At 70.8% G+C, this 18,755-nt stretch carries 26 protein-coding genes; 4 read left to right on the plus strand and 22 right to left on the minus strand.

Annotated features, from left to right (window positions below; genetic code table 11):
* From PVK74_RS12695 to PVK74_RS12725, 7 genes are read right to left on the minus strand one after another with little or no spacing between them, the layout of a single operon-like run.
* Entirely contained in the window at positions 1 to 195 is a 195-nt protein-coding gene (locus PVK74_RS12695) for a GNAT family N-acetyltransferase (protein WP_043329426.1), read from the minus strand.
* Positions 192 to 353, minus strand: coding sequence for a hypothetical protein (locus PVK74_RS12700; protein ID WP_198033323.1), 162 nt, complete (start codon positions 351 to 353; stop codon positions 192 to 194). Before PVK74_RS12700 ends, PVK74_RS12695 begins: the two co-directional genes overlap by 4 nt.
* An 8-nt stretch (positions 354 to 361) precedes the next feature.
* The gene (locus PVK74_RS12705; protein WP_041784221.1) at positions 362 to 712 is read right to left on the minus strand and encodes a DUF2203 domain-containing protein; all 351 of its coding nucleotides are present in this window, start codon (positions 710 to 712) and stop codon (positions 362 to 364) included.
* A 35-nt stretch (positions 713 to 747) separates the two neighbouring features.
* Positions 748 to 1,074: a DivIVA domain-containing protein gene (locus PVK74_RS12710; RefSeq protein ID WP_043329425.1), complete on the minus strand. Its 327-nt coding sequence runs from the start codon at positions 1,072 to 1,074 to the stop codon at positions 748 to 750.
* The gene (locus PVK74_RS12715) at positions 1,074 to 2,147 is read right to left on the minus strand and encodes an FAD-binding oxidoreductase (RefSeq protein ID WP_274479108.1); all 1,074 of its coding nucleotides are present in this window, start codon (positions 2,145 to 2,147) and stop codon (positions 1,074 to 1,076) included. Before PVK74_RS12715 ends, PVK74_RS12710 begins: the two co-directional genes overlap by 1 nt.
* Positions 2,144 to 2,506 carry a globin family protein gene (locus PVK74_RS12720; protein ID WP_244206187.1) on the minus strand — a complete coding sequence of 121 codons (363 nt, stop codon included), beginning with the start codon at positions 2,504 to 2,506 and terminating at the stop codon, positions 2,144 to 2,146. The genes PVK74_RS12715 and PVK74_RS12720 overlap by 4 nt, the downstream gene beginning before the upstream one ends.
* Positions 2,497 to 2,751, minus strand: a complete 255-nt coding sequence (locus PVK74_RS12725) for a hypothetical protein (protein ID WP_043331086.1) — start codon at positions 2,749 to 2,751, stop codon at positions 2,497 to 2,499. The genes PVK74_RS12720 and PVK74_RS12725 overlap by 10 nt, the downstream gene beginning before the upstream one ends.
* A 228-nt stretch (positions 2,752 to 2,979) precedes the next feature.
* Between PVK74_RS12725 and PVK74_RS12730 the strand changes: the two genes are divergently transcribed.
* Together PVK74_RS12730 and PVK74_RS12735 are read left to right on the plus strand one after the other, a co-directional pair.
* Positions 2,980 to 3,813 carry a DUF5919 domain-containing protein gene (locus PVK74_RS12730; protein ID WP_274479109.1) on the plus strand — a complete coding sequence of 278 codons (834 nt, stop codon included), beginning with the start codon at positions 2,980 to 2,982 and terminating at the stop codon, positions 3,811 to 3,813.
* Entirely contained in the window at positions 3,810 to 4,601 is a 792-nt protein-coding gene (locus tag PVK74_RS12735) for an inositol monophosphatase family protein (RefSeq protein ID WP_274479110.1), read from the plus strand. The genes PVK74_RS12730 and PVK74_RS12735 overlap by 4 nt, the downstream gene beginning before the upstream one ends.
* A gap of 432 nt (positions 4,602 to 5,033) precedes the next feature.
* Here PVK74_RS12735 and PVK74_RS12740 read toward each other — a convergent pair whose 3' ends face one another.
* The 10 genes from PVK74_RS12740 to PVK74_RS12785 all read right to left on the minus strand — a co-directional run bounded on the left by PVK74_RS12740 (position 5,034) and on the right by PVK74_RS12785 (position 13,559).
* The gene (locus PVK74_RS12740; RefSeq protein ID WP_274479111.1) at positions 5,034 to 6,674 is read right to left on the minus strand and encodes an ammonium transporter; all 1,641 of its coding nucleotides are present in this window, start codon (positions 6,672 to 6,674) and stop codon (positions 5,034 to 5,036) included.
* Positions 6,652 to 7,722, minus strand: a complete 1,071-nt coding sequence (gene yut, locus PVK74_RS12745) for an urea transporter (protein ID WP_274479112.1) — start codon at positions 7,720 to 7,722, stop codon at positions 6,652 to 6,654. The genes PVK74_RS12740 and yut overlap by 23 nt, the downstream gene beginning before the upstream one ends.
* Positions 7,723 to 7,740: 18 nt before the next feature.
* Positions 7,741 to 8,664 carry an urease accessory protein UreD gene (locus tag PVK74_RS12750; RefSeq protein ID WP_274479113.1) on the minus strand — a complete coding sequence of 308 codons (924 nt, stop codon included), beginning with the start codon at positions 8,662 to 8,664 and terminating at the stop codon, positions 7,741 to 7,743.
* Positions 8,661 to 9,290, minus strand: coding sequence for an urease accessory protein UreG (gene ureG / locus PVK74_RS12755; protein WP_013287653.1), 630 nt, complete (start codon positions 9,288 to 9,290; stop codon positions 8,661 to 8,663). Before ureG ends, PVK74_RS12750 begins: the two co-directional genes overlap by 4 nt.
* A gap of 30 nt (positions 9,291 to 9,320) precedes the next feature.
* Positions 9,321 to 9,998: an urease accessory protein UreF gene (locus PVK74_RS12760; RefSeq protein WP_274479114.1), complete on the minus strand. Its 678-nt coding sequence runs from the start codon at positions 9,996 to 9,998 to the stop codon at positions 9,321 to 9,323.
* Positions 9,999 to 10,015: 17 nt separating this feature from the next.
* Positions 10,016 to 10,579, minus strand: a complete 564-nt coding sequence (locus PVK74_RS12765; protein WP_013475749.1) for an urease accessory protein UreE — start codon at positions 10,577 to 10,579, stop codon at positions 10,016 to 10,018.
* Positions 10,580 to 10,638: 59 nt separating this feature from the next.
* Positions 10,639 to 12,357: an urease subunit alpha gene (locus PVK74_RS12770; RefSeq protein ID WP_043329421.1), complete on the minus strand. Its 1,719-nt coding sequence runs from the start codon at positions 12,355 to 12,357 to the stop codon at positions 10,639 to 10,641.
* Positions 12,358 to 12,397: 40 nt separating this feature from the next.
* Positions 12,398 to 12,877 carry an urease subunit beta gene (locus PVK74_RS12775; protein ID WP_043329420.1) on the minus strand — a complete coding sequence of 160 codons (480 nt, stop codon included), beginning with the start codon at positions 12,875 to 12,877 and terminating at the stop codon, positions 12,398 to 12,400.
* A 43-nt stretch (positions 12,878 to 12,920) separates the two neighbouring features.
* Positions 12,921 to 13,223 (minus strand): urease subunit gamma, encoded by a 303-nt coding sequence (locus tag PVK74_RS12780; RefSeq protein ID WP_013287657.1) that lies wholly within the window; start codon positions 13,221 to 13,223, stop codon positions 12,921 to 12,923.
* A gap of 93 nt (positions 13,224 to 13,316) precedes the next feature.
* Positions 13,317 to 13,559 carry a hypothetical protein gene (locus PVK74_RS12785; RefSeq protein ID WP_274479115.1) on the minus strand — a complete coding sequence of 81 codons (243 nt, stop codon included), beginning with the start codon at positions 13,557 to 13,559 and terminating at the stop codon, positions 13,317 to 13,319.
* A 15-nt stretch (positions 13,560 to 13,574) separates the two neighbouring features.
* Between PVK74_RS12785 and PVK74_RS12790 the strand changes: the two genes are divergently transcribed.
* Positions 13,575 to 14,297 (plus strand): YoaK family protein, encoded by a 723-nt coding sequence (locus tag PVK74_RS12790; RefSeq protein WP_274479116.1) that lies wholly within the window; start codon positions 13,575 to 13,577, stop codon positions 14,295 to 14,297.
* Positions 14,298 to 14,300: 3 nt separating this feature from the next.
* Here the strand turns inward: PVK74_RS12790 and proC are convergent, their stop codons facing one another.
* The 4 genes from proC to PVK74_RS12810 form a co-directional block, all read right to left on the minus strand.
* Positions 14,301 to 15,119: a pyrroline-5-carboxylate reductase gene (gene proC / locus PVK74_RS12795; RefSeq protein ID WP_043331082.1), complete on the minus strand. Its 819-nt coding sequence runs from the start codon at positions 15,117 to 15,119 to the stop codon at positions 14,301 to 14,303.
* A 78-nt stretch (positions 15,120 to 15,197) separates the two neighbouring features.
* The gene (locus tag PVK74_RS12800) at positions 15,198 to 16,226 is read right to left on the minus strand and encodes a 6-phosphofructokinase (RefSeq protein ID WP_043331080.1); all 1,029 of its coding nucleotides are present in this window, start codon (positions 16,224 to 16,226) and stop codon (positions 15,198 to 15,200) included.
* Between the two features lie 179 nt (positions 16,227 to 16,405).
* Positions 16,406 to 16,909, minus strand: a complete 504-nt coding sequence (locus PVK74_RS12805) for a pyridoxamine 5'-phosphate oxidase family protein (RefSeq protein WP_043329417.1) — start codon at positions 16,907 to 16,909, stop codon at positions 16,406 to 16,408.
* Positions 16,910 to 16,967: 58 nt separating this feature from the next.
* A complete protein-coding gene (locus PVK74_RS12810; RefSeq protein ID WP_043329415.1) occupies positions 16,968 to 17,471 on the minus strand; it encodes a polyadenylate-specific 3'-exoribonuclease AS in 504 nt (167 codons plus the stop codon).
* Positions 17,472 to 17,719: 248 nt separating this feature from the next.
* Here PVK74_RS12810 and PVK74_RS12815 point away from each other — a divergent pair, with 248 nt between their 5' ends.
* On the plus strand, positions 17,720 to 18,412 hold the full coding sequence (locus tag PVK74_RS12815; RefSeq protein WP_013287664.1) for a Crp/Fnr family transcriptional regulator: 693 nt from the start codon (positions 17,720 to 17,722) through the stop codon (positions 18,410 to 18,412).
* 62 nt (positions 18,413 to 18,474) lie between these two features.
* Here PVK74_RS12815 and PVK74_RS12820 read toward each other — a convergent pair whose 3' ends face one another.
* Positions 18,475 to 18,717, minus strand: coding sequence for a hypothetical protein (locus PVK74_RS12820; RefSeq protein ID WP_043329413.1), 243 nt, complete (start codon positions 18,715 to 18,717; stop codon positions 18,475 to 18,477).
* Positions 18,718 to 18,755 lie beyond the last annotated feature (38 nt).

The following is an 18,755-nucleotide window of genomic DNA, read 5'->3' on the forward strand; positions in this document are numbered from 1 at the left end:
CTACAAATCGTTGCCGGTCTCGCGGAGCGGGATGAAGGATTGTTCCGCCGGGAACGTCAGGCGCATCGCCGGGTCGGCGGTCTCCCGGAAACCCAGGGCACGGTAGAGCGGCCGACCGGCCGCCGAGGCCCGCAGGTCGACCCGGCGCACGCCCCGGTCCCGGAACCAGGCCAGCAGTGCGCTGCGGCCAGTCACGGGTCCGGCTCGGCCAGCCAGGCGCGCAGATTGTCCCGGGCCACGTCCTGCCAGCGGCCCGGCGGCGTCGGCGCGCCGCTCATTCCGGCGAGCATCAGCCCGCGCAGCCGCACCAGCTCGTCGGCGTCGGACGGCACCGCCTGGCGCGCGTCACCCACAGGCCGGCTCAGACCGGACGGCGGCCGGCGAATCCGCACTCGACCCGGTGGTACCACCTGATGTCGGTGTCCCCCTCCAGCCAGCACCACAGCACCGCCCGGCCGTCGCGCTCACCGGGGAAGTCGAGCAGCACCGGGGCGATCCCCTTGACCGCGATTTCGTGCTGGTGGAACTCGTCCACCACCACGTGCAGCCGCGCCTCCAGGGCCTTCACCTCGGCGAGCCCGCCGAGCGCGCTGACGCCGTGGTCGGCCAGATCGACACGCAGCTCGGCCAGGTCGGCCCGCAGCCGGATCAGCTCGTCGACGCGCGGCCGCAGCGTGGCCACCAGGTGTCGCGCCTGGGCGAGAGTGAACACCGGGCCAGTATGCGGCACGACCGGTGTCGTCCGGGTCACCGCTCACCCGCACGTCGACCGTCGGGGCCGGGACGGGACGGTGCGCCTGGAATGGCCGCGGGAGACCAGACGACACCGGCAGCCTCCCGCACCTCGGCCTGCCAGGCGCGCAGGGCCCGCTTGATGCGGTCGTTCTCGTCCCGGGCGTCATCGAGCAGCCGGCTCCGCTCCCCCAGTTCGTAGACGAGCCGGTGCAACAGCGCGTCGACGTCGTCGGTCCGGTAACCGCGCCGCCCCAGTGACGTGCGGGGCAGCTCGACGGCGCTGAGCCGGTCCGCGGTGAGCGGGCCGGCCAGCGCGTTGCGGCTGTGATAGACGCCCATCAGACGCCGAACCCGTCGGGCAGGTGGATCCGCTCGGCCGGCACCCCACCGGCGAGCAAGCGCAGCCGCGACCCGGCCACCATCAACGGTGGCCCGCACAGGTAGACCTCCTGGCCGGGTCGCCAGTGGTCGAGCGCGACGGTGAGCGCATCACCCTGCTCTCCCGCCTCCGCCACCGGATCGTGCGAGAACGCGGGCACGACGGTCAGCCAGTCGTTGCTGCTCTGAAGCTTGTCGAGGCTGATCGGGTCGTAGAGGTCGGCGAGGGTACGGGCGCCGACCACCATTGTGACCCGGCGACCGGCCGGCGCGGCGGCGACCTGCTCGACCAGGGCGCGCAGCGGCGCCAGCCCGGTCCCCCCGGCGACGAGCAGCAGGCCCGCCTTCGACGCCGGGTCGAGGGTCAGGCCGGTCGACCGGGGCGGGCCGAGCCAGATCCGGTCACCGGGGCGTACCCGGTGCACGAGCGTGCGGGAGACGGCGGCGACGGCACGGACGTGGAGTTCGATGGTGCCGTCGGCGCGCGGAGCGTTGGCCGGCGAGTACCAGCGCCACCGGCCGGGCCGGCGCTCGGCGCAGACGGGCAGCGCCTGGCCGGGCCGGAACGCCAGGCGGCGCCAGGGGCGCACGGTCACCACGGCGATGCCGTCGGCCGCCCGGTCGTGGTCGACGACCTGCGCCGGCCACCAGGGCGGGCCGTCGCCGACCTGCTCGACCGCACGGCTCACCGCCGCCGTGGCCCGCCGGGCTGCCCCAGCCCAGGCCGCCACCAGTTCCGGTGTCAACCTCGCCTGCCGGGACACCGTCGCGACGAGCGCGGCCTCGACGGTGAGCTGGTGCGGCAGCAGCCGGTAGCGGCGACAGGCCCGGCCGAGCACGGTCAACAACGCCGCCCGCCCGGCCGGGTCGTCGCCACCGCTGACCAGCCGTCCGAATGCGGCGAGGAACACCGCCGCCTCCCGCTCCGGCAGCGTCCCGGGGCAGCGCTCCTCGACCGCGCACCAGAAGTGGTCGGCCGCCTCGCGGGCGTACCGCATGGTGACGGACCACGACGCGGCGAGGGCGGCGGTCACCAGCCGGCCTCGTCCGAGAAGGCCCGCCGGGCCGCTGTCACCGAGCCTGCCGGCACGTCGAGCGCCCAGAGCACCCCGGCCAGGTAGTCGACCACGCGGCGGTGCTGCGCCTCGGTCAGGCCCAGGCCGCGCCATGCCTCGGCCGTTGGCCGGGCGATGTCGCCCGCCGGTCCGCCGAGCGCCACCGTGAGGGTGAGCGCCAGGTGTCCGGCGAGCCGGGCCCGATCAACCCCGACGAGGTACGGCGCCAGCTCCGCGTCCGCCGCCACCAGCCGCAGCCACCGGGCCACCGCCTCACGCACCGCCGCCGACCCGGGCCAGCTCTCCGTCGGGTACGCCCCGAGCCCGGTCACGCCCACGGCCAGGCGCCCGGGTCGCCGGCGGCGACCAACTCGTCCACGCGCTCCTCGGTGAGCCCGGCCGCCTGCAATGTGCTGCGGCCCCAGCGGGCCAGCCGGCACGGATGCGGGACCCGCTCACTGCGGCACAGTGGACCCGCCGGCCACCGCTCCGGCACATGCACCGCCACCGCGCGTACGGCCAACGCCACGTCCTCGTCGCTGACCGGGGTGAACACCGGGAAGTCGTCCAGCACCGCCGCCATGAAGAGCCCTTCCGTCGAGAGTCGGAGCGGCACCGGGGCGGGCGGGGACGGCGGACGCGCTCGGGTGACGCCCCACCGGAGCCCAGCACCCGCCCCGGGCCATGCGTCCACCCTCGCCAGCTTGCGGCTCATCGGGTACGACTACGCTCTGCACTTGCGCTGTACCAGCTCTGAAGTCGAGCCGCTAAGCTGCTGGCGGCCGGTCTCGACGCACTCGGAGGCGAGCCGATGACGACCATGCAGAAGTGGACCGGCCGGGAGACCCGGATGCTGCGGCACGCGCTGCGAATGAGCATCCGCGACTTCGCCGAACACCTCGGCGTCAGCGAGCGCACCGTCTCGAAGTGGGAGGCCGGCCGGGAGGCGGTGCAACCTCGACCGGAGATCCAGGCCGCGCTCGACACCGCGCTCGCGCGGGCGGGGAACGAGGTTCATCGGCGATTCCGGTCAGGCTTGGGATTGGCAGATGCCGCCGAGCTGCGGCAAGGTGCTGCCGATATCCAGGCGGAAGGGAACGGTGGCACCTCAGTAGCGGACGTCACGGCGGTTTTCCGCAATCGGGCGGAGCTCTCTGCGCACCTGCCTGCGGATCGCATCCTGGACGGCGCCCGAAAGGTTCGAGCGATGGGACTCTCCCTGAACCTGCTGTGCCAGCACTACCCCGATCACCGCTGGCGTCAGCTCATCGAAGGCGGCGCACAGGTCCGATGCCTGTTCCTGGATCCTGACGGCTCGGCGATCCAAGCCAGGGAACGTGAGGAGAGCTTCCCGGCCGGCCAGCTCGCGGCACTGACGAAGCTCAACATCGAGACGATGTTGCGGGTGCGTGACCGCCTGTCGGGCGACCTGTACGGCAACGTGCAGCTCGCCCTCTACGACGAGACGCTTCGGTTCAACGTGCTCCTCATCGACGACCTCTGCCTTGCCCAGGCATACCTGCCCGCGAGCCGAGGGGTCGACTCTCCGACCTTCGTGATGCGACGCCGAGAACCCACGACGGGGTTGTACCCGGTGTATGAGCAGATTTTCGACTCTCAGTGGGAGCGGAGCCGGCAATTGTGACCTCGTACCGTGAGCTGCTGCCGGTCGCCCTCGATGCTGTTGGTCGGGCAGCCACCTTCATGCGCCGCCAGGCACCGGTCACCTCTACCAGTAAAGGCGACCGCGATCTCGTCTCGGATGTCGACTACGCGATTGAGCGAGACCTTCGATCGTTCCTGCGCGATGCGACACCCGGCATCGCCTTCCTCGGGGAGGAGGAGGGAGTCAGCGGCACCGGGGATTTGCAGTGGACGCTTGATCCGGTCGACGGAACGATCAATTTCGTGCGCGGTATCCCCTTGTGCGGCATCTCCCTCGGCTTACTCCACGGAACACGTCCAGCCCTCGGCGTCGTGGACCTACCCTTCCTCGGTGCTCGATACTGGGCCGCCGAAGGTTGTGGGGCATTCGCGAACGGCGATCCGGTCAAGGTGAGCGACACCACCAGCCTGGACGAAGCCGTCGTAGGGATCGGCGATTTCGCCGTCGGAGCGGATGCCGCGAACAAGAATCGGATCCGGCTGGCACTTATGGCGCGGCTCGCCGCGACGGTGCAGCGCGTGCGGATGAGTGGATCAGCCGCAGTGGATCTCGTCTGGTTGGCGGAGGGGAAGATCGACGCCGCCATCACCCTCTCCAACCACACCTGGGACATGACAGCCGGGGTGGCCATCGCCCGTGAGGCGGGAGCCGTCGTCGTCGACAGCAGAGGGGCCGAGTACAGCGCCGAGTCGACGACTACCCTCGCGATCACCCCTGGGCTGGTAGGTCAGATGTTGCCGCACCTGCGGGAGAACGAGACAGCGTGAGCCGATGACGACTGTGGCAGAGGTCGCCCTGGGCGCTCGCTCTGACGTCGTCGTGAGGGGGCCACATGAACATCGATGAGGCGAAATGCGAGGTGCGTGAGACCATTTGGTCACGGTTGGAACAGGCTGCTCAGGCGCTACCCCCTGGCGCGTACGGGCGCATCCCCGACTTCGTTGGAGCCAAGCGGGCCGCAGAACGGCTTACGGCGCATGACGCTTGGCGCAGCGCTCGCGTCATCAAGTCCAACCCGGACAAGGCTCAACTTCCGGTGAGGCTGGGAAAGCCTCAGCTCCCAGAAGATCGGCTCCATTCCGGTCCTCAGGGCATCAGCCGCTGTTGATTGAGTGGCACCAGAACGATCCCACACAGGTCACGAGGGCCTGTCGTGACTTTCTCCGGTGAGCTGTCCGCCGGCATCGGTCGACGGACCGTCAGGACTGGACGCGTTCCGCCTCCTGCACGAACGTGTCGCTCCGCCTGGCCCCCATCCGGTCCAGTTCATCCAGCACCGCCCCCACCCCGTCCGCGCCCACCAGCACCGTGACGCGCAACCGGGCCGACAACGGCTGCTCCTGCCAGTAACCACGCGGCAGCAGGCTCGCTTGCGGTGTCGTCGTCGCCACGGCGGCGTCGCTGACGATGACCGAGATCGCACCCGCGCGCAGCAGCGCGTCGCGCAGGTCGGCGCTGTTCGCCGCCGGGTCCGGTTCCAGCAGCGCGGTGACCACCCGTACCCGCTGGCCTGGTGGCACTGCTGGTTCGCCGGCCGGCGCCGCCGCGGCACGGCGGCGGGGCGCGCCCGGCGCGGTCAGGCTGGTGACCCCGCCCAGGTGGTACGCGTCGGCGCCCTGTTGCGCCTGGTCCAGGCGTTCCTGATCGGCCGGCGGCACACGCAGGCCGATGAGTGCCTGCACCCCGGCGGCGATCAGCCAGGTCAGGACGAAGGAGAACGCGACCACGCTCACCACACCGACGAGCTGGCGCCACAGCAGGCCGCCCCCGCCGCCGAGGAACAGCCCGTCCGCGCCGAGCGGGTTGACGCCGCGGTTGCCGAACAGGCCGAGCAGGAGCGTGCCGAGCATGCCGCCGACGAAGTGCACGGCGAGCACGTCGAGCGCGTCGTCGAGGCGCAGCAGGTACTTCAGTTTCAGCGCGAAGTGGCAGACCAGGCCGGCCAGCGCGCCGATCGCGACGGCCGAGGCCGCGTTGACGTACCCGGCGGTCGGGGTGACAGTGGCCAGGCCCGCGACCGCGCCGGAGACCGCGCCCACGACGGTGCTGTGTCCGTCGGTGACGCGCTCCAGCGCCAGCCAGACGAGCATCGCCGCGGCGGCGGCCAGGTGCGTGTTGAGGACGGCCTGCGCGGCCAGGCCGTTGGCCTGCAGGCCGTCGCCGCCGTTGAAGCCGAACCAGCCGAACCAGAGGATGCCGGCGCCGACGATGGTCAGCGGGATCGAGTTGGGTGGCGCGGCGGTGTGCGGCCAGTCCCGGCGCCGGCCGACGACGAGCAGGACGGCGAGGACGGCGGCGCCGGCGCTGGCGTGCACGACGAGCCCGCCGGCCCAGTCCTGGGTGCCGAACTTCGCCAGCCATCCGCCGGGATGCCAGAGCCAGTGCGCGATCGGCGCGTAGACCACCACCGACCAGACCGCGAGGAACAGCACCCAGCCGCCGAAACGCAGCCGGCCCGCGGTGGCGCCGGTGACGAGCGCCGGCGTGATCACCGCGAACATCATCTGGAACAGTACGAACGCCAGCGTCGGGATGGTGATCCGGCCGTCGACCACGTGCAGGTTGGGCGCGGGCGGCACCTTGAGGTCGGCGAGCCCGAACAGTTCCAGGTTGCCGAACAGTCCGCTGCCGGCGTCGTCGCCGAAGGCGATGGTGTAGCCGACGAGCACCCAGGTCAGGCTGACCACGCCCAGCGCGATCATGTTCTGTTGCAGCATCGCCAGGACGTTGCGGGTGCGGACCATGCCGCCGTAGAACGCGGCGAGCCCCGGTGTCATGAACAGGACCAGGCCGGCGCAGACGAGCACCCAGGCGGTGTCACCCGCGTTCGGAGCGGACACGGTTTCCCTCCTTCTCTCGCAGGTGGACGGAGTCGCGGACGGTGTGCATCACGGTGTCCCTGACCCGTTCGTGGTTGGGCACCGGCGCGAAGTGCCGGTCCGGCAGCAGCAACAGCCAGGTGGCGATGTTGAACGGCCCGGTGAGCACCGGGATGCCGAGCGGGGTGAGCATGGTGGTCAGCGCCATCTGCACGAGCAGCGTCAGCGCGATTCCGAACAGCGTGTAGACGGTGACCAGTGCGCCGGGACGGTGCGCCACAGCGCCCACCACGATCGCGGTCAGCACCGCGTTGAAGGCGAACAGCCCCTTGTCCAGGGACGCGCCGTCGGCGCCGAACCAGAGCGCCAGCAGTGTCGCGCCGACGGCGCCGATCACCGCGAACAGCGCCGACCACCGGGAGTTGATCAGCAGGGCGACGAGGATGAGCAGGCCGGTGACCCAGCTCTCGATCAGGTAGACCTGGGACACGCCCTTGAAGAAGACCGGGATGAGGCCCCAGTCGAACGTGCCGCCGGTCAGGGATCCCTCACCGGGGAACTTCGGGGTCAGCTTGGTGAGCACCGTGAACCTGTCGAACTGGTACGCCGCCATCAGCAGGAACCAGGTCGTGAGCACGAACGGGAACGTGTAGGCGGTCAGGTTCCAGCGTTTGAACACGGCGTTGAGGGCGAGCGTGACCACCACCGTGCCGATCGCGCCGAGCACGAGGTAGAGCCACATCAGCGGGCGCTGGTCGAGGAACGTGGGCACCGCGAGGCCGGTCAGCAGCGGGCTGAAGCCGAACAGGCCCTTGCGCCAGCTGGACATGTCGACCCGCAGCGCCAGCGCGGTCGCGGTGCCCACGACCAGGCCGAGCACGCCGCCGCCGAACACCCGGGGCGTTCCGTTCTCGAACGCGCCCCAGGCCAGCGCGATCAGGATGAGCAGGCCGCTGAGCGGATTGTTCTGGAGCACCACCTGCGCGGCGCCGCGCAGGCTCGCGTCGACGAATCCGACCGCCGGGTTCCGGTCGGCCAGCCGGTGCCAGCCACGTCCGATGTCGGCCATGCCGCTGTTCTCCTCGCCTCAACGCCAGCTGAAGACCGGCGGGAAGGTGCAGCCGGTCACCTCTTCGCGGGCGGCAGTGCAGAACGCGCGTACCGCGGCGCGGACCGGTTCGGTCTCCTGCCCGAGCACCTTGAACACCAGGCCGGCGTCGTTCGGCAGCCGGCTGACGGCGGTGGCCAGCGGCGTCCGCTCGTCCCACACCGGCGTCGCGGTCCGCTCGAAGACCCGGGCCGCCCGGTCCGGGTCGGTGAGCAGCACGACGTTGCCGAAGACGTGGAAGCGGTCCATCATGCCGATCCGCGTCACCGGGAACCGGCCGGGAGTGATGACGAACTTCTCCACGAACAACGGGCGTCCGTCGGGCCGGTGCGCCCGCAGCGTGGTGGAGAACAGGTCGTACGCGAAGATCTCGCCGTCGCGGTAGTACTTGCGGCCGGGCTGGAGCACCTCGGCGTACAGCATTGTCGCGGTCTCCGGCAGCCGGACCACGGTGTCGGAGACGAACCGGCTGCGCCGGAACGGGATCACCGGCTCGGGCAGGAACTCCAGGTAGGCGTCCTGCGCCAGGGTGAAGCTCTGGGTCTGGGTGCCGTAGTTGGCGTCCATCTCCTGGATCTTGGTGGCGGCCTGGGTGACCAGGTGCGCCTGCGCGCCCGGCCCCAGGTCGACGTCGATGCGCAACCGGTCGCCCTGGAGCACGCCGCCCGAGGTGGTAAGGATCATGACGCAGGGCAGGCCCGGCATCTCCTCGTCCCAGTACAGCGCGCGCTGCACCAGCAGCGGCGACTGCCGGAAGACGTCGCGCAGGATGGTCCGGTCCTGGTCCTCGCGCCACTCGAACCCCAGCCGGAGGATGCCCACCTTGCCGTTCGCGGCGGCCGGCAGCTGCGCCGGCTGGTCCTGGTACGGCGCGAGTTCCCGGACGGAGTCCAGAGTGATCATGCCAGCACTTCGGCGTCGAACAGCGCGTTGCGGCGGACCAGGTCCACCAGGTCGTCGATGCCCTCGCCGGTCTTGCAGTTGGTGAACACGAACGGCTTGCCGCCGCGCATCAGCTCGGCGTCGCGGGCCATCACGTCCAGGTCGGCGTCGACGTACGGGGCCAGGTCGGTCTTGTTGATCACGAGGATGTCGGACTTGGAGATGCCCGGACCGTTCTTGCGCGGGATCTTGTCGCCGGCCGCCACGTCGATCACGTAGATGAAGTAGTCGACGAGCGCGGGGCTGAACGTGAGCGTGAGGTTGTCCCCGCCGCTCTCGATGAGCACGACGTCGCTGTCCGGGAACCGCGCCTCCATGTCCTCCACCGCCGCGAGGTTCATGCTGGGGTCCTCGCGGACGGCGGTGTGCGGGCAGGCGCCGGTCTCCACGCCGACGATGCGCTCCTCCACCAGCACGCCGGTCAGGGCGCGGCGGACGTGCTTGGCGTCCTCGGTGGTGACCACGTCGTTGGTGATGACCAGGATGCGCAGGCCCTGCTCGACCAGGCGGGGCACGACGGCCTCGATGATGGCCGTCTTGCCGCTGCCCACCGGGCCGCCGACGCCGATCCGACTCGCTGATTTCATTTTCGAAGAAGCCCTTCAGTGGGTGAGCGCTCAGCTCATGAACATGCGTACGTGTGCGTGCTGGTGCGCGCCGGCCAGCACGTCGAGGTGCGGCACGAAGCTCTGCATGTCGTCCAGCCCGGCGGTGCGCACCTCCTCGTAGTCCTCGCCGACCCGCTCGTTCACCGCGAAGAGGATCGACTGGGTGTCGAGGTGGTCCACCCGCATCAGCCGGACCGCCGCGCCGAGCACCATGGAGGCCGCGCCGTACTGGTGGGCGGCGAACGCGTCCGCCTCGCCCACGCCGAGTTCGGCGAAGAGCACGCCGAGCGCGACCGGGTAGGTGACCGGGACGCCGCCGCCGCTCTCCGCGACGCGCTTGCGCAGCAGGGACTCCCCCACCACCCGTTCGGCGGCCTCGGCCAGCTTGCGCCCCATGCGGACGGTCATCGTCCGCGTCTCCTCGTTGATCTTGCGCAGGTGTACGGCCTCGTCGGCCGCCCGGATCCGATCGAGATCACCGGCACGCGCGGCGCGGTGCGCCACGAGCAGCGCCACCCCGTCACCGGTGGCGGCTGCACGGGTGACCGTCCGCACGAACTCCTGCAACGTGGTCCGGTCGTGCACCGCGCCCTGCTCGACCGCCGTCTCCAGCCCGTTGGAGAAGGAGAACGCGCCGACCGGGAAGACCGAGTCGCCGAACTGGAGCAGCTTCAGGGCCTCGGTCACCGTGGACACCCCGGCCCTCAGTTCAGGTCGGCGGGCAGGTGCGTGTGCGGGGTCGAGTCGGCCCCGCCGAACAGCCGCCGCGACTCGTGCGGGGCCAGGTACGCGATGATCTCGGTGCCGGGGATGAACTCGTGGGTGAGGCCGGTGAACGCGTGTGTCCGCATCACCGAGTCCATGACCTTGCGGTCCACAGTCAGCGGGACGTACATCTTGGTGCCCTTCACCACCGCCGGCCAGTGCTGGTTGCCGATCGCGTGGCCGAGTTCGACGGCGGAACGGATCACCATGTCCAGCGACTCGCCGTGCAGCGTGTCGAGGTGCACGACCATCACCTCGCCGAGCGCGATCCGGGCCACCACAGCGGTCGCCGTGGCGTCGTCCCAGGCGAGCACGTCGCCGTCGCGCAGCCGTACGCCGCGGGCCAGGGACAGCGCCAGCTCGGTGCCGAGGCTCGTGGTCCGGCGCAGCCGGCTCTTCTGGGCGTCCCACTGGTCGAGGACCAGGTCGTCGACCTTGGCCTCCCGGAGCCGCTCGGTCCAGGCCGGCTCGTTCACGTTGCCGAGTACCGTTTCGACGAGCATGTGTTCTCCTTTCACGCGACCCCGCCGCCGGCCCGGCCGGGGGCGGGTGCCGCGCCGGGTCAGCTGAAGAAGTAGAGCTGGCTGAGGGGGAGGTTCTTGGCCGCCGGCACGGTCGCGTGCACGCCGTCCATCTTCACGGCGAAGGTCTCCGGGTCGACCTCGAGCTTCGGCGTACGGTCGTTGCGCACCATGTCGCGCTTGGTCAGGTTGCGGCAGCCGTAGACCGGCATGACCTGCCGTTGCAGGCCGAGCTGTTCGGCCACACCGGACTCGTGCGCGGCCCGGGACACGAACGTCACGCAGTTCTTGGCGAGCTGGGAGCCGGTGGCGCCGAACATGGGCCGGTAGTAGACCGGCTGCGGGGTGGGCAGCGAGGCGTTCGGGTCGCCCATGATCGACCAGGCGATCATGCCGCCCTTGAGCACCATCTTCGGCTTCGTGCCGAAGAACGCGGGCTCCCAGAGCACCAGGTCGGCGAGCTTGCCCGGGCTGACCGAGCCGATGACGTGCGAGACGCCCTGGGTGATCGCCGGGTTGATGGTCATCTTGGCGACGTAGCGCAGGACGCGGAAGTTGTCGTTGGCGTCGGAGTCCTCGGCCAGCTTGCCGCGGGCGTTCTTCATCTGCCCGGCGAGCTGGACGGTGCGCAGCCAGGTCTCCCCCACCCGGCCCATGGCCTGCGAGTCGCTCTGCATCATCGAGATGACGCCCTCGTCGAGGAGCACGTCCTCGGCGGCGATGGTCTCGGTGCGGATCCGGCTCTCCACGAAGGCGACGTCCGAGGGCACCTTCGGGTTGAAGTTGTGGCAGACCATGATCATGTCGTACAGCTCGGACTGGCTGTTGATGCCGTACGGCACTGTGGGCGTGGTCGACGCGGGCAGGACGTTCATCTGGCCGGCGACCTTGATGATGTCCGGCGCGTGCCCGCCGCCCGCGCCCTCGGTGTGGAACGTGTGGATGGTCCGGCCCTCGAAGGCGGCGATGCTGTCCTCGATGTAGCCGCTCTCGTTGAGCGTGTCGGTGTGGATGCTGATCTGGACGTCGTACTCGTCGGCGACGGCCAGGCAGGACCGGATCACCGCGGGCGGCGCGCCCCAGTCCTCGTGGATCTTGAAGCTGGGCACCCCGGCCATGATCTGCTCGACCAGTGGCGCCCGGCCGCTGCTGTTGCCCTTGCCCAGCAGGCCGATGTTGATCGGCAGGTTCTCGAAGGCCCGCATCATGTTGTGGATGTTCCACGGGCCGGGCGTGATGGTGACGCCGTTGGTGCTGTCGCTGGGCCCGGTGCCGCCGCCCCAGAGGGTGGTGACGCCGTTGCTGAGCGCGGCGTACACCTGCTGCGGAGTGACCAGGTGGACGTGCGCGTCGATGCCGCCGGCGGTCAGGATCAGGTGCTCACCGGAGATCGCGTCGGTGCCCGGTCCGGTCACCAGGCCCGGGGTCACCCCGTCCATGATGTTGGGGTTGCCGGCCTTGCCGATCCCGGCGATCCTGCCGTCCTTGATCCCCACGTCCGCCTTGACCACGCCGAGCAGCGCGTCGACGATTGTCACGTTGGTGATCACCAGATCCACCACGCCCTCGGCGCTGGTGGCCTGGCTGGCACTGCCCATGCCGTCGCGCAGGGTCTTGCCACCGCCGTACATCACCTCGTCACCGAGGACCCGCAGGTCCTTCTCGATCTCGATGTAGAGGTCGGTGTCACCCAGCCGGATCTGGTCGCCCGTGGTCGGGCCGTACATTCCGGCGTATTCCTGCCGTGAGATCTGACTCATGCGTTATCGCTCCAGCTCTGGCGCGTCTGAGAGTGGCGGGCTACTTGCCCTTGCCCTTGCCTTGGTCCTGACCCTTGCCCTGGTCCTGGTCCTGCGACGTGGTCTTGAAGCCGCGCGTCTGGGCCTGGTGGAGCGCCTCGGCCCGGTCCGGCCGGTATCCGGGGATCGGCCCGTCGCCGGTCCAGCCCTGGACCAGTCCGTTGAAGCCGTACACCCGCTGGGAACCGCCGTACGGGATCAGTTGCACTGTCTTGCGGTCGCCGGGCTCGAACCGGATCGAGGTCGTGGCCGGAATGTTCAGCCGCTTGCCGAACGCCGCCGGGCGGTCGAACTCCAGGAACCGGTTGGCTTCGAAGAAGTGGAAGTGGGAGCCGACCTGGATGGGCCGGTCACCGGTGTTGTGCACGACCACCTCGGTCACCGGCCGCCCGGCGTTGAGTTCCAGAGGTTGGTCGCTGAGCTTGTAGCCGCCGATGGGCCGAAGGTGCTTGGAGTTCGGTCCCGGGTGTTGCTTCGCCATGTCGCCCCCGCTCTGCCGGAAACCGTGGCCTCCGGTCGCTGCTCTACTGGATGGGTGAGTGGACGGTGATCAGCCGTGACCCGTCGGTGAACACCGCTTCGACCTGGAGCATCGGGATCATGTCCGCCACGCCGGGGATCACGTCGTCGGCCGTGAGCACGTGGCTGGCGTCGTTCATGACCTCCTCGACGGTCTTGCCCTCGCGCGCGCCCTCGAGCGCCGCGGCGCAGATCACCGCCACGGCCTCGGGGTGGTTGAGCTTGACCCCGCGCGCCTTCCGGGCGTTGGCGACCATCGCCAACGAGTGGATCGTCAGCTTGTCGAATTCCTTCGGCGTGAGATGCACTTCGCGATCCCTTCGTCCGCACGCTTTGTACGGTTTCAGCTATTACGTCATGGTAAGAGCGGTTTGGTGCAGCCGCAGCCGTTCAGGGAGATTTCAGGAACCGGCGTGCGCCCGCCGCCGCCGGTCGTAGTCGGCGGCGATCAGCGCGAACACGCCCGAGCGACCGAGCGCGTCGAGCAGGCTCAGGAAGAACTGCGTGATCAGGTACCCGGCGCCCCGGCGGCCGGCCGCGCGTCCGGTCGCCGCGTTGCGAAGCGCCCTAAACCCTACATATGCGACATATAGTAGGTTCGCCGCGGCGGCCCGACAGCGAAACTGCCGGGGCTGCTCCTGCACACGGACGGGGGACGGGTGAACCGGTCGGCGCCGTACGACCCCGCGGACTCCTACCGCGAGTTCCGGCGCCCGCTCGCGGCGCTGGTGCTCGCCGTCGTCACCGCCGGCGCGCTGGACTCCTTCGCGTTCCTGCGATACGGCGCGTTCGTCGCCAACCAGTCCGGAAACGCCATCTTCCTCGGCATGGGGCCCACCGGCGGGCACTCCACGTGGCCCGTCTCGGCGGCGTCGATCGTCGCGTTCGCCACCGCCGCCGGGCTGGTCAGCCTGCTCCGCGGCCGCACCGGGCCGACGTCGGCGCCGCTGGTGGACATCGCGGTCACCGAGGCCGCCATGATCGTCTGGGCGGCGCTCAACCTGGCGCTCGCGTACGGCCGGGACGGCACGGCGTCCCGGGTTCTGCTCGCCGCCGCCGGCGCGGCCGCCATGGGCAGCCTGACCACGCTGGCGAGCCGTACCGCGGGGATCGCCACGCCGATCACCTACCAGTCGGGCACCACGACCAAGACCGGTGAGCGGGCCGCCCGCTGGCTGCTCGGCCCCGCCGCCGGCCGGGCCCGGGCCCGGCGGGGCACCCTGCTCGGGCTGCTCGCCCTGGTCAGTTACAGCGTCGGTGGCGCGGTCGGCACGCTCGCCCAGCACCGGCCCCGCTGGGTGCCACTGTGGGGGACGCTCGCCCTGGCCGTGCTGATCCTGCTGCTCCGGCGGCATCCGCGGCCGGCGTCGCGTCGCGGCTGAGCGTCAGTCCGCCTGGGCGGCGAGTTCCCGGGCCCGGTCCCGGGCCGCCTCCAGCGCCGCCAGCATGGCCGCGCGTACGCCGTGGTTCTCCAGCTCGCGGACCGCGGAGATGGTGGTGCCGGCCGGCGAGGTGACCGCCTCGCGCAGCTTCACCGGGTGCTCGCCGGAGTCGCGCAGCATCACCGCCGAACCGATCGCGGTCTGCACGATCAGCTCGTGCGCCACCTGGCGCGGCAGGCCGAGCAGGATCCCCGCGTCGATCATGGCCTCGACCAGCAGGTAGAAGTAGGCGGGGCCGGAGCCGGAGAGCGCGGTGACCGCGTCCTGCTGCGACTCGGGCACCCGGACGGTCGAGCCGAGCGGGGAGAACATCTCCTCCGCCAGGGCCAGGTGCTCGCCGGTGGCGTACGCGCCCGCCGAGATGGCGCTCATCGCCTGGTCGACGAGCGCCGGGGTGTTGGTCATCACCCGGACCACAGGGGTGCCCTCTGGCAGCCGGCGGTTGAAGAACGCCGTCGGCAGGCCGGCGCAGAGCGAGATGACCAGCTTGTCCGCCGGCACCTTCGGGCCGATCTCGTCCAGCAGCGCGGCGGCGTCCTGCGGCTTGACCGACACCGCGAGCACCTCGGCCTCGGTCACCGCGGTGAGGTTGTCCACCACCCGTACGCCGTAGCGGTCGGCCAGCTCCTTCGCCCGGGCCGGGCGGCGCGCGGTGGCGAGCAGCCGCTCCACCGGCCAGCCGGAGCGCAGCAGCCCGGACAGCATCAGCTCACCGATCTTGCCGGCGCCGATCACCGCGACCGTGTGCACCTCGCGTGCCATCAGCCGTACCCCTTCCCGGGTCACGTGGGCGTGGCGTGGCGGGCCGGATCACCGGCCCGCCACGCCGTGCGCCGTCGATCAGCTGCCGAAGAAGACCTCGGCCTCGGCGTACCGCTCCAGCGGCACGGTCTTCAGCTCGCGGGTGGCGTCGGCCAGCGGGACCCGGACGATGTCAGTGCTCTGCATCGCGACCATCTTGCCCCAGTCGCCCTCGTTCGCGGCGTCGATCGCGTGGAGGCCGAGCCGGGTGGCGAGCACCCGGTCGAACGCGGTCGGCGTGCCACCGCGCTGGATGTGGCCGAGCACCACGGTGCGGGCCTCCTTGCCGGTCTTGGCCTCCAGCTGCTCGGCGAGCCACTGGCCGATGCCGCCCAGGCGGACGTGGCCGAACGCGTCCAGCTCCTGGTTGTGCAGCACCATCTGGCCGTCCAGCGGCTGGGCGCCCTCGGCGACCACGACGATCGGGGCGTACTGGTGCTGGAAGCGCTTCTCGACGTAGCCGGCGACCTGCTCGACGTCGAACTGCCGCTCCGGCAGCAGGATCACGTTGGCGCCACCGGCGAGGCCGGCGTGCAGCGCGATCCAGCCGGCGTGCCGGCCCATGACCTCGACCACGAGCGTGCGGTGGTGGCTCTCCGCGGTGGTGTGCAGCCGGTCGATCGCCTCCATCGCGATGTTCACCGCGGTGTCGAAGCCGAACGTGTAATCGGTGGCGCCCAGGTCGTTGTCGATCGTCTTCGGCACGCCGATGACGTGGACGCCCAGCTCGTGCAGCTTGGTGGCGACGCCGAGCGTGTCCTCGCCGCCGATCGCGATCAGCGCGTCCACGCCCTGGGCGGCCAGGTTCTCCTTGATCCGCTCCACGCCGTTCTCGATCTTGAACGGGTTGGTGCGGGACGAGCCGAGGATGGTGCCGCCGCGGGGCAGGATGCCGCGCACCTCGGGGATGCCCAGCGGCTTGGTCAGGCCCTCGAGCGGGCCCTTCCAGCCGTCCCGGAAGCCCACGAACTCGTGACCGTAGGTGGCGACGCCCTTGCGGACCACCGCCCGAATCACCGCGTTGAGACCTGGGCAGTCGCCGCCGCCGGTGAGCACGCCGATACGCATGATCTGCTCATCCTCCTGGAGCATCAGGTGAAGCCCGGATAAGCCCCAGGATATGTGTCAGATCAGACCATCGGCGCCGTTGCCGGCCCGGGGCGGGCCGTCAGTGCGCACTGTAGTCGCCACAGGTGTACGCCGACACCGCACCCCGGGCCGTTCCGGACGACGGACGGCCCTACCCGTCAGTAGCTGACCTCGTGGTTCTCCCCCGCCTTCGGCGGCTTGCCGGTCACCGCCGCCCTGGCGAACCCGAGCAGGTTCACCACTGTGCTGCCGGGCGAGTCCCAGTACTCCGCCGAGCCGGCGTGCACCTTGATCAACGTGATCCCCGGCGTGTCCAGACCGTCCGGGAACCACACCTTGAGCAGCGGGTTCCACAGCTCCTTCGCCCGCTCGGGGTCCCACTCCTCGGTGGCGGTGCCGGCCACCGACACCCAGGCGTGGTGCCGCTGGTCGGAGAAACCGACGTTCACCTGGGGGTTGACCCGGATCTGCCGCACCTTCGCCGAGTCGGCGTACGCGAAGAACCACAGGTCCCCGTCGAACTCCGCCTCCTGCAGCCCCATCGGGCGGCTGACCAGACGACCGTCCACGCCGGTGGTGGTGAGCAGGCAGATCCGGGCGTCCCGGATCAGCTCGGTGACCCGGCGGCGGGCGTCCGCGGCGCTTGTCGGCTCATGGCTCATGGGGCACTCCTGTCTCGGATCGGCGTAGATGCCGCTCCCGTGCCCTGGGCGGAACCGGTCAAACCTCCCGCGCCGTCATCGCCCGCCACCGTGCCAGGTTGTGCCGGGCGTCGACGAGTGCGTCGTGCCGGTCCGCCTCGGCGTCCGGCAGCCTGGGACGCCCCCGGTCGTCCCAGAGCTGGCGCAGCTCCTTGGTGAACCGGGGGATCTCCCGGGGCAGCGCCGGCATCGCGCCCCAGAGCTGGGCCAGCACGACGTGGTCGTACGCGGCGTACCAGGCCCACAGCTCCAGCTGCTCGCCCGGCCGGTCCCGCACCGGCTCCAGCAGGAAGTCGTGCAGGTCGTCACGGATGCGCGCGCGCGAGCGCCAGGCCCGGTCGGCCGGCGAGGGGAGCTTGTCCAGCACGTTGCGCCGCACCCAGGGCACCGCCCGGGAGTCGTCGAACTCGGTGGAGACCGCGTAGAACTCGCGGCCGTACTCGTCGACGACGCCGATCGACACCAGGTCGACGATCCGGCCGTCCTCGATGAATTCGCAGTCGTAGAAATAGCGGTAGACCATCGCCCTCATCCTCGCCCATCACCGCCGGGGACCGCCCGCCGGGGCGTCCGCCGAGGTCGGCGGCGTGCCGGACACGGCCGGGCCATGGTCACGGAAGTGTCTCCGGGGGTGTACAGCACGCGACGGGACCGTCATGATCTGATGTGTACCGCCGTCGGGCGCCGAACCGGTTGAGCTGCCTTCGTACCGGGACTGACAGCTTCACCCGGTGTGCGAGTCGTGACTTCTGACCGGGGAGGGGTTGAGCCGTGGAGTCTCGCCTGCCGGAGCCGGGTGACGCGCTCACGGGCGTGGAGATGTTCGCCGGGCTCGAGCCGGAGGTGCGGCAGCGGGTCATCGCCGCGGCCGTACCGCGCACCTACCGCAAGGGGCAGCTGCTCTTCGTCGAGAACGACCCCGGCGAGTCGCTGATCGTCCTGCGCCGCGGCGCGGTCGCGGTGTTCCGTACCGCGCCGACCGGCGAGCGCGCGGTGCTGTCGGTGATCCGACCCCCGGACGTGCTCGGCGAGGTGTCCCTGTTGGACGCCTCCACCCGGTCCGCCTCGGCCGAGGCGATCGAGGACTGCGCCGCGCTGGCGCTGTCCCGGCCCGCCTTCATGGAGCTGGTGCACTCCAACCCGCGCATCCTGGACGCGGTGATGCGCTCGCTCGGCCAGCTGATCCGCCGGCTCACCGAGCAGAACGCCGACCACGTCTTCCTCGACCTGCCCGGCCGGGTGGCCAAGACGCTGGTCCGGCTGGCCGGCGAGAGCCAGGCCCCGATGATCACCATCGAGCTGAACCAGAGCCAGCTCGCCGAGATGGCCGGCGGCTCGCGGCAGAGCGTCAACCAGGCCATCGGCTCGTTCGCCAGCCGGGGCTGGCTGCGTACCGAAGGGCGCCGCATCGTGGTCACCGACGTGGCCGCGCTGCGCCGCCGGGCCGGCATGAACGACCGCTGAGCGACGACGACGCGGGGGCCGGCGGTCGTCCCGCCGGCCCCCGCGTCGTCGTGGTCGGACCGTCAGTCCTTGTCGCTGTCGGCCGGGGGCGCGCTCGGGCCCGGGCCGATCTTCGAGGGGTCGGTCTTCTTCGGCGGGGTCGTCGTGGTGGTCGTGGTCTCGGTCGATCCGCTACCCGCGGGCTGCTCCACCATTCCTTTTTCCTCCAGTTCGGCGAGGGTTACGGCGTCCACGTCGACCGTGTCGCCGACGGCCCACACCGTCCCCCGTGGATCGGTCCATGAGGCGGACAGCCGGACGTGCACGGCAATCTCCCTGTCGACGGGACTTCCTGCTAGGGGAG

This window comes from Micromonospora chalcea, assembly GCF_028768405.1.
GTDB lineage: Bacteria > Actinomycetota > Actinomycetes > Mycobacteriales > Micromonosporaceae > Micromonospora > Micromonospora chalcea.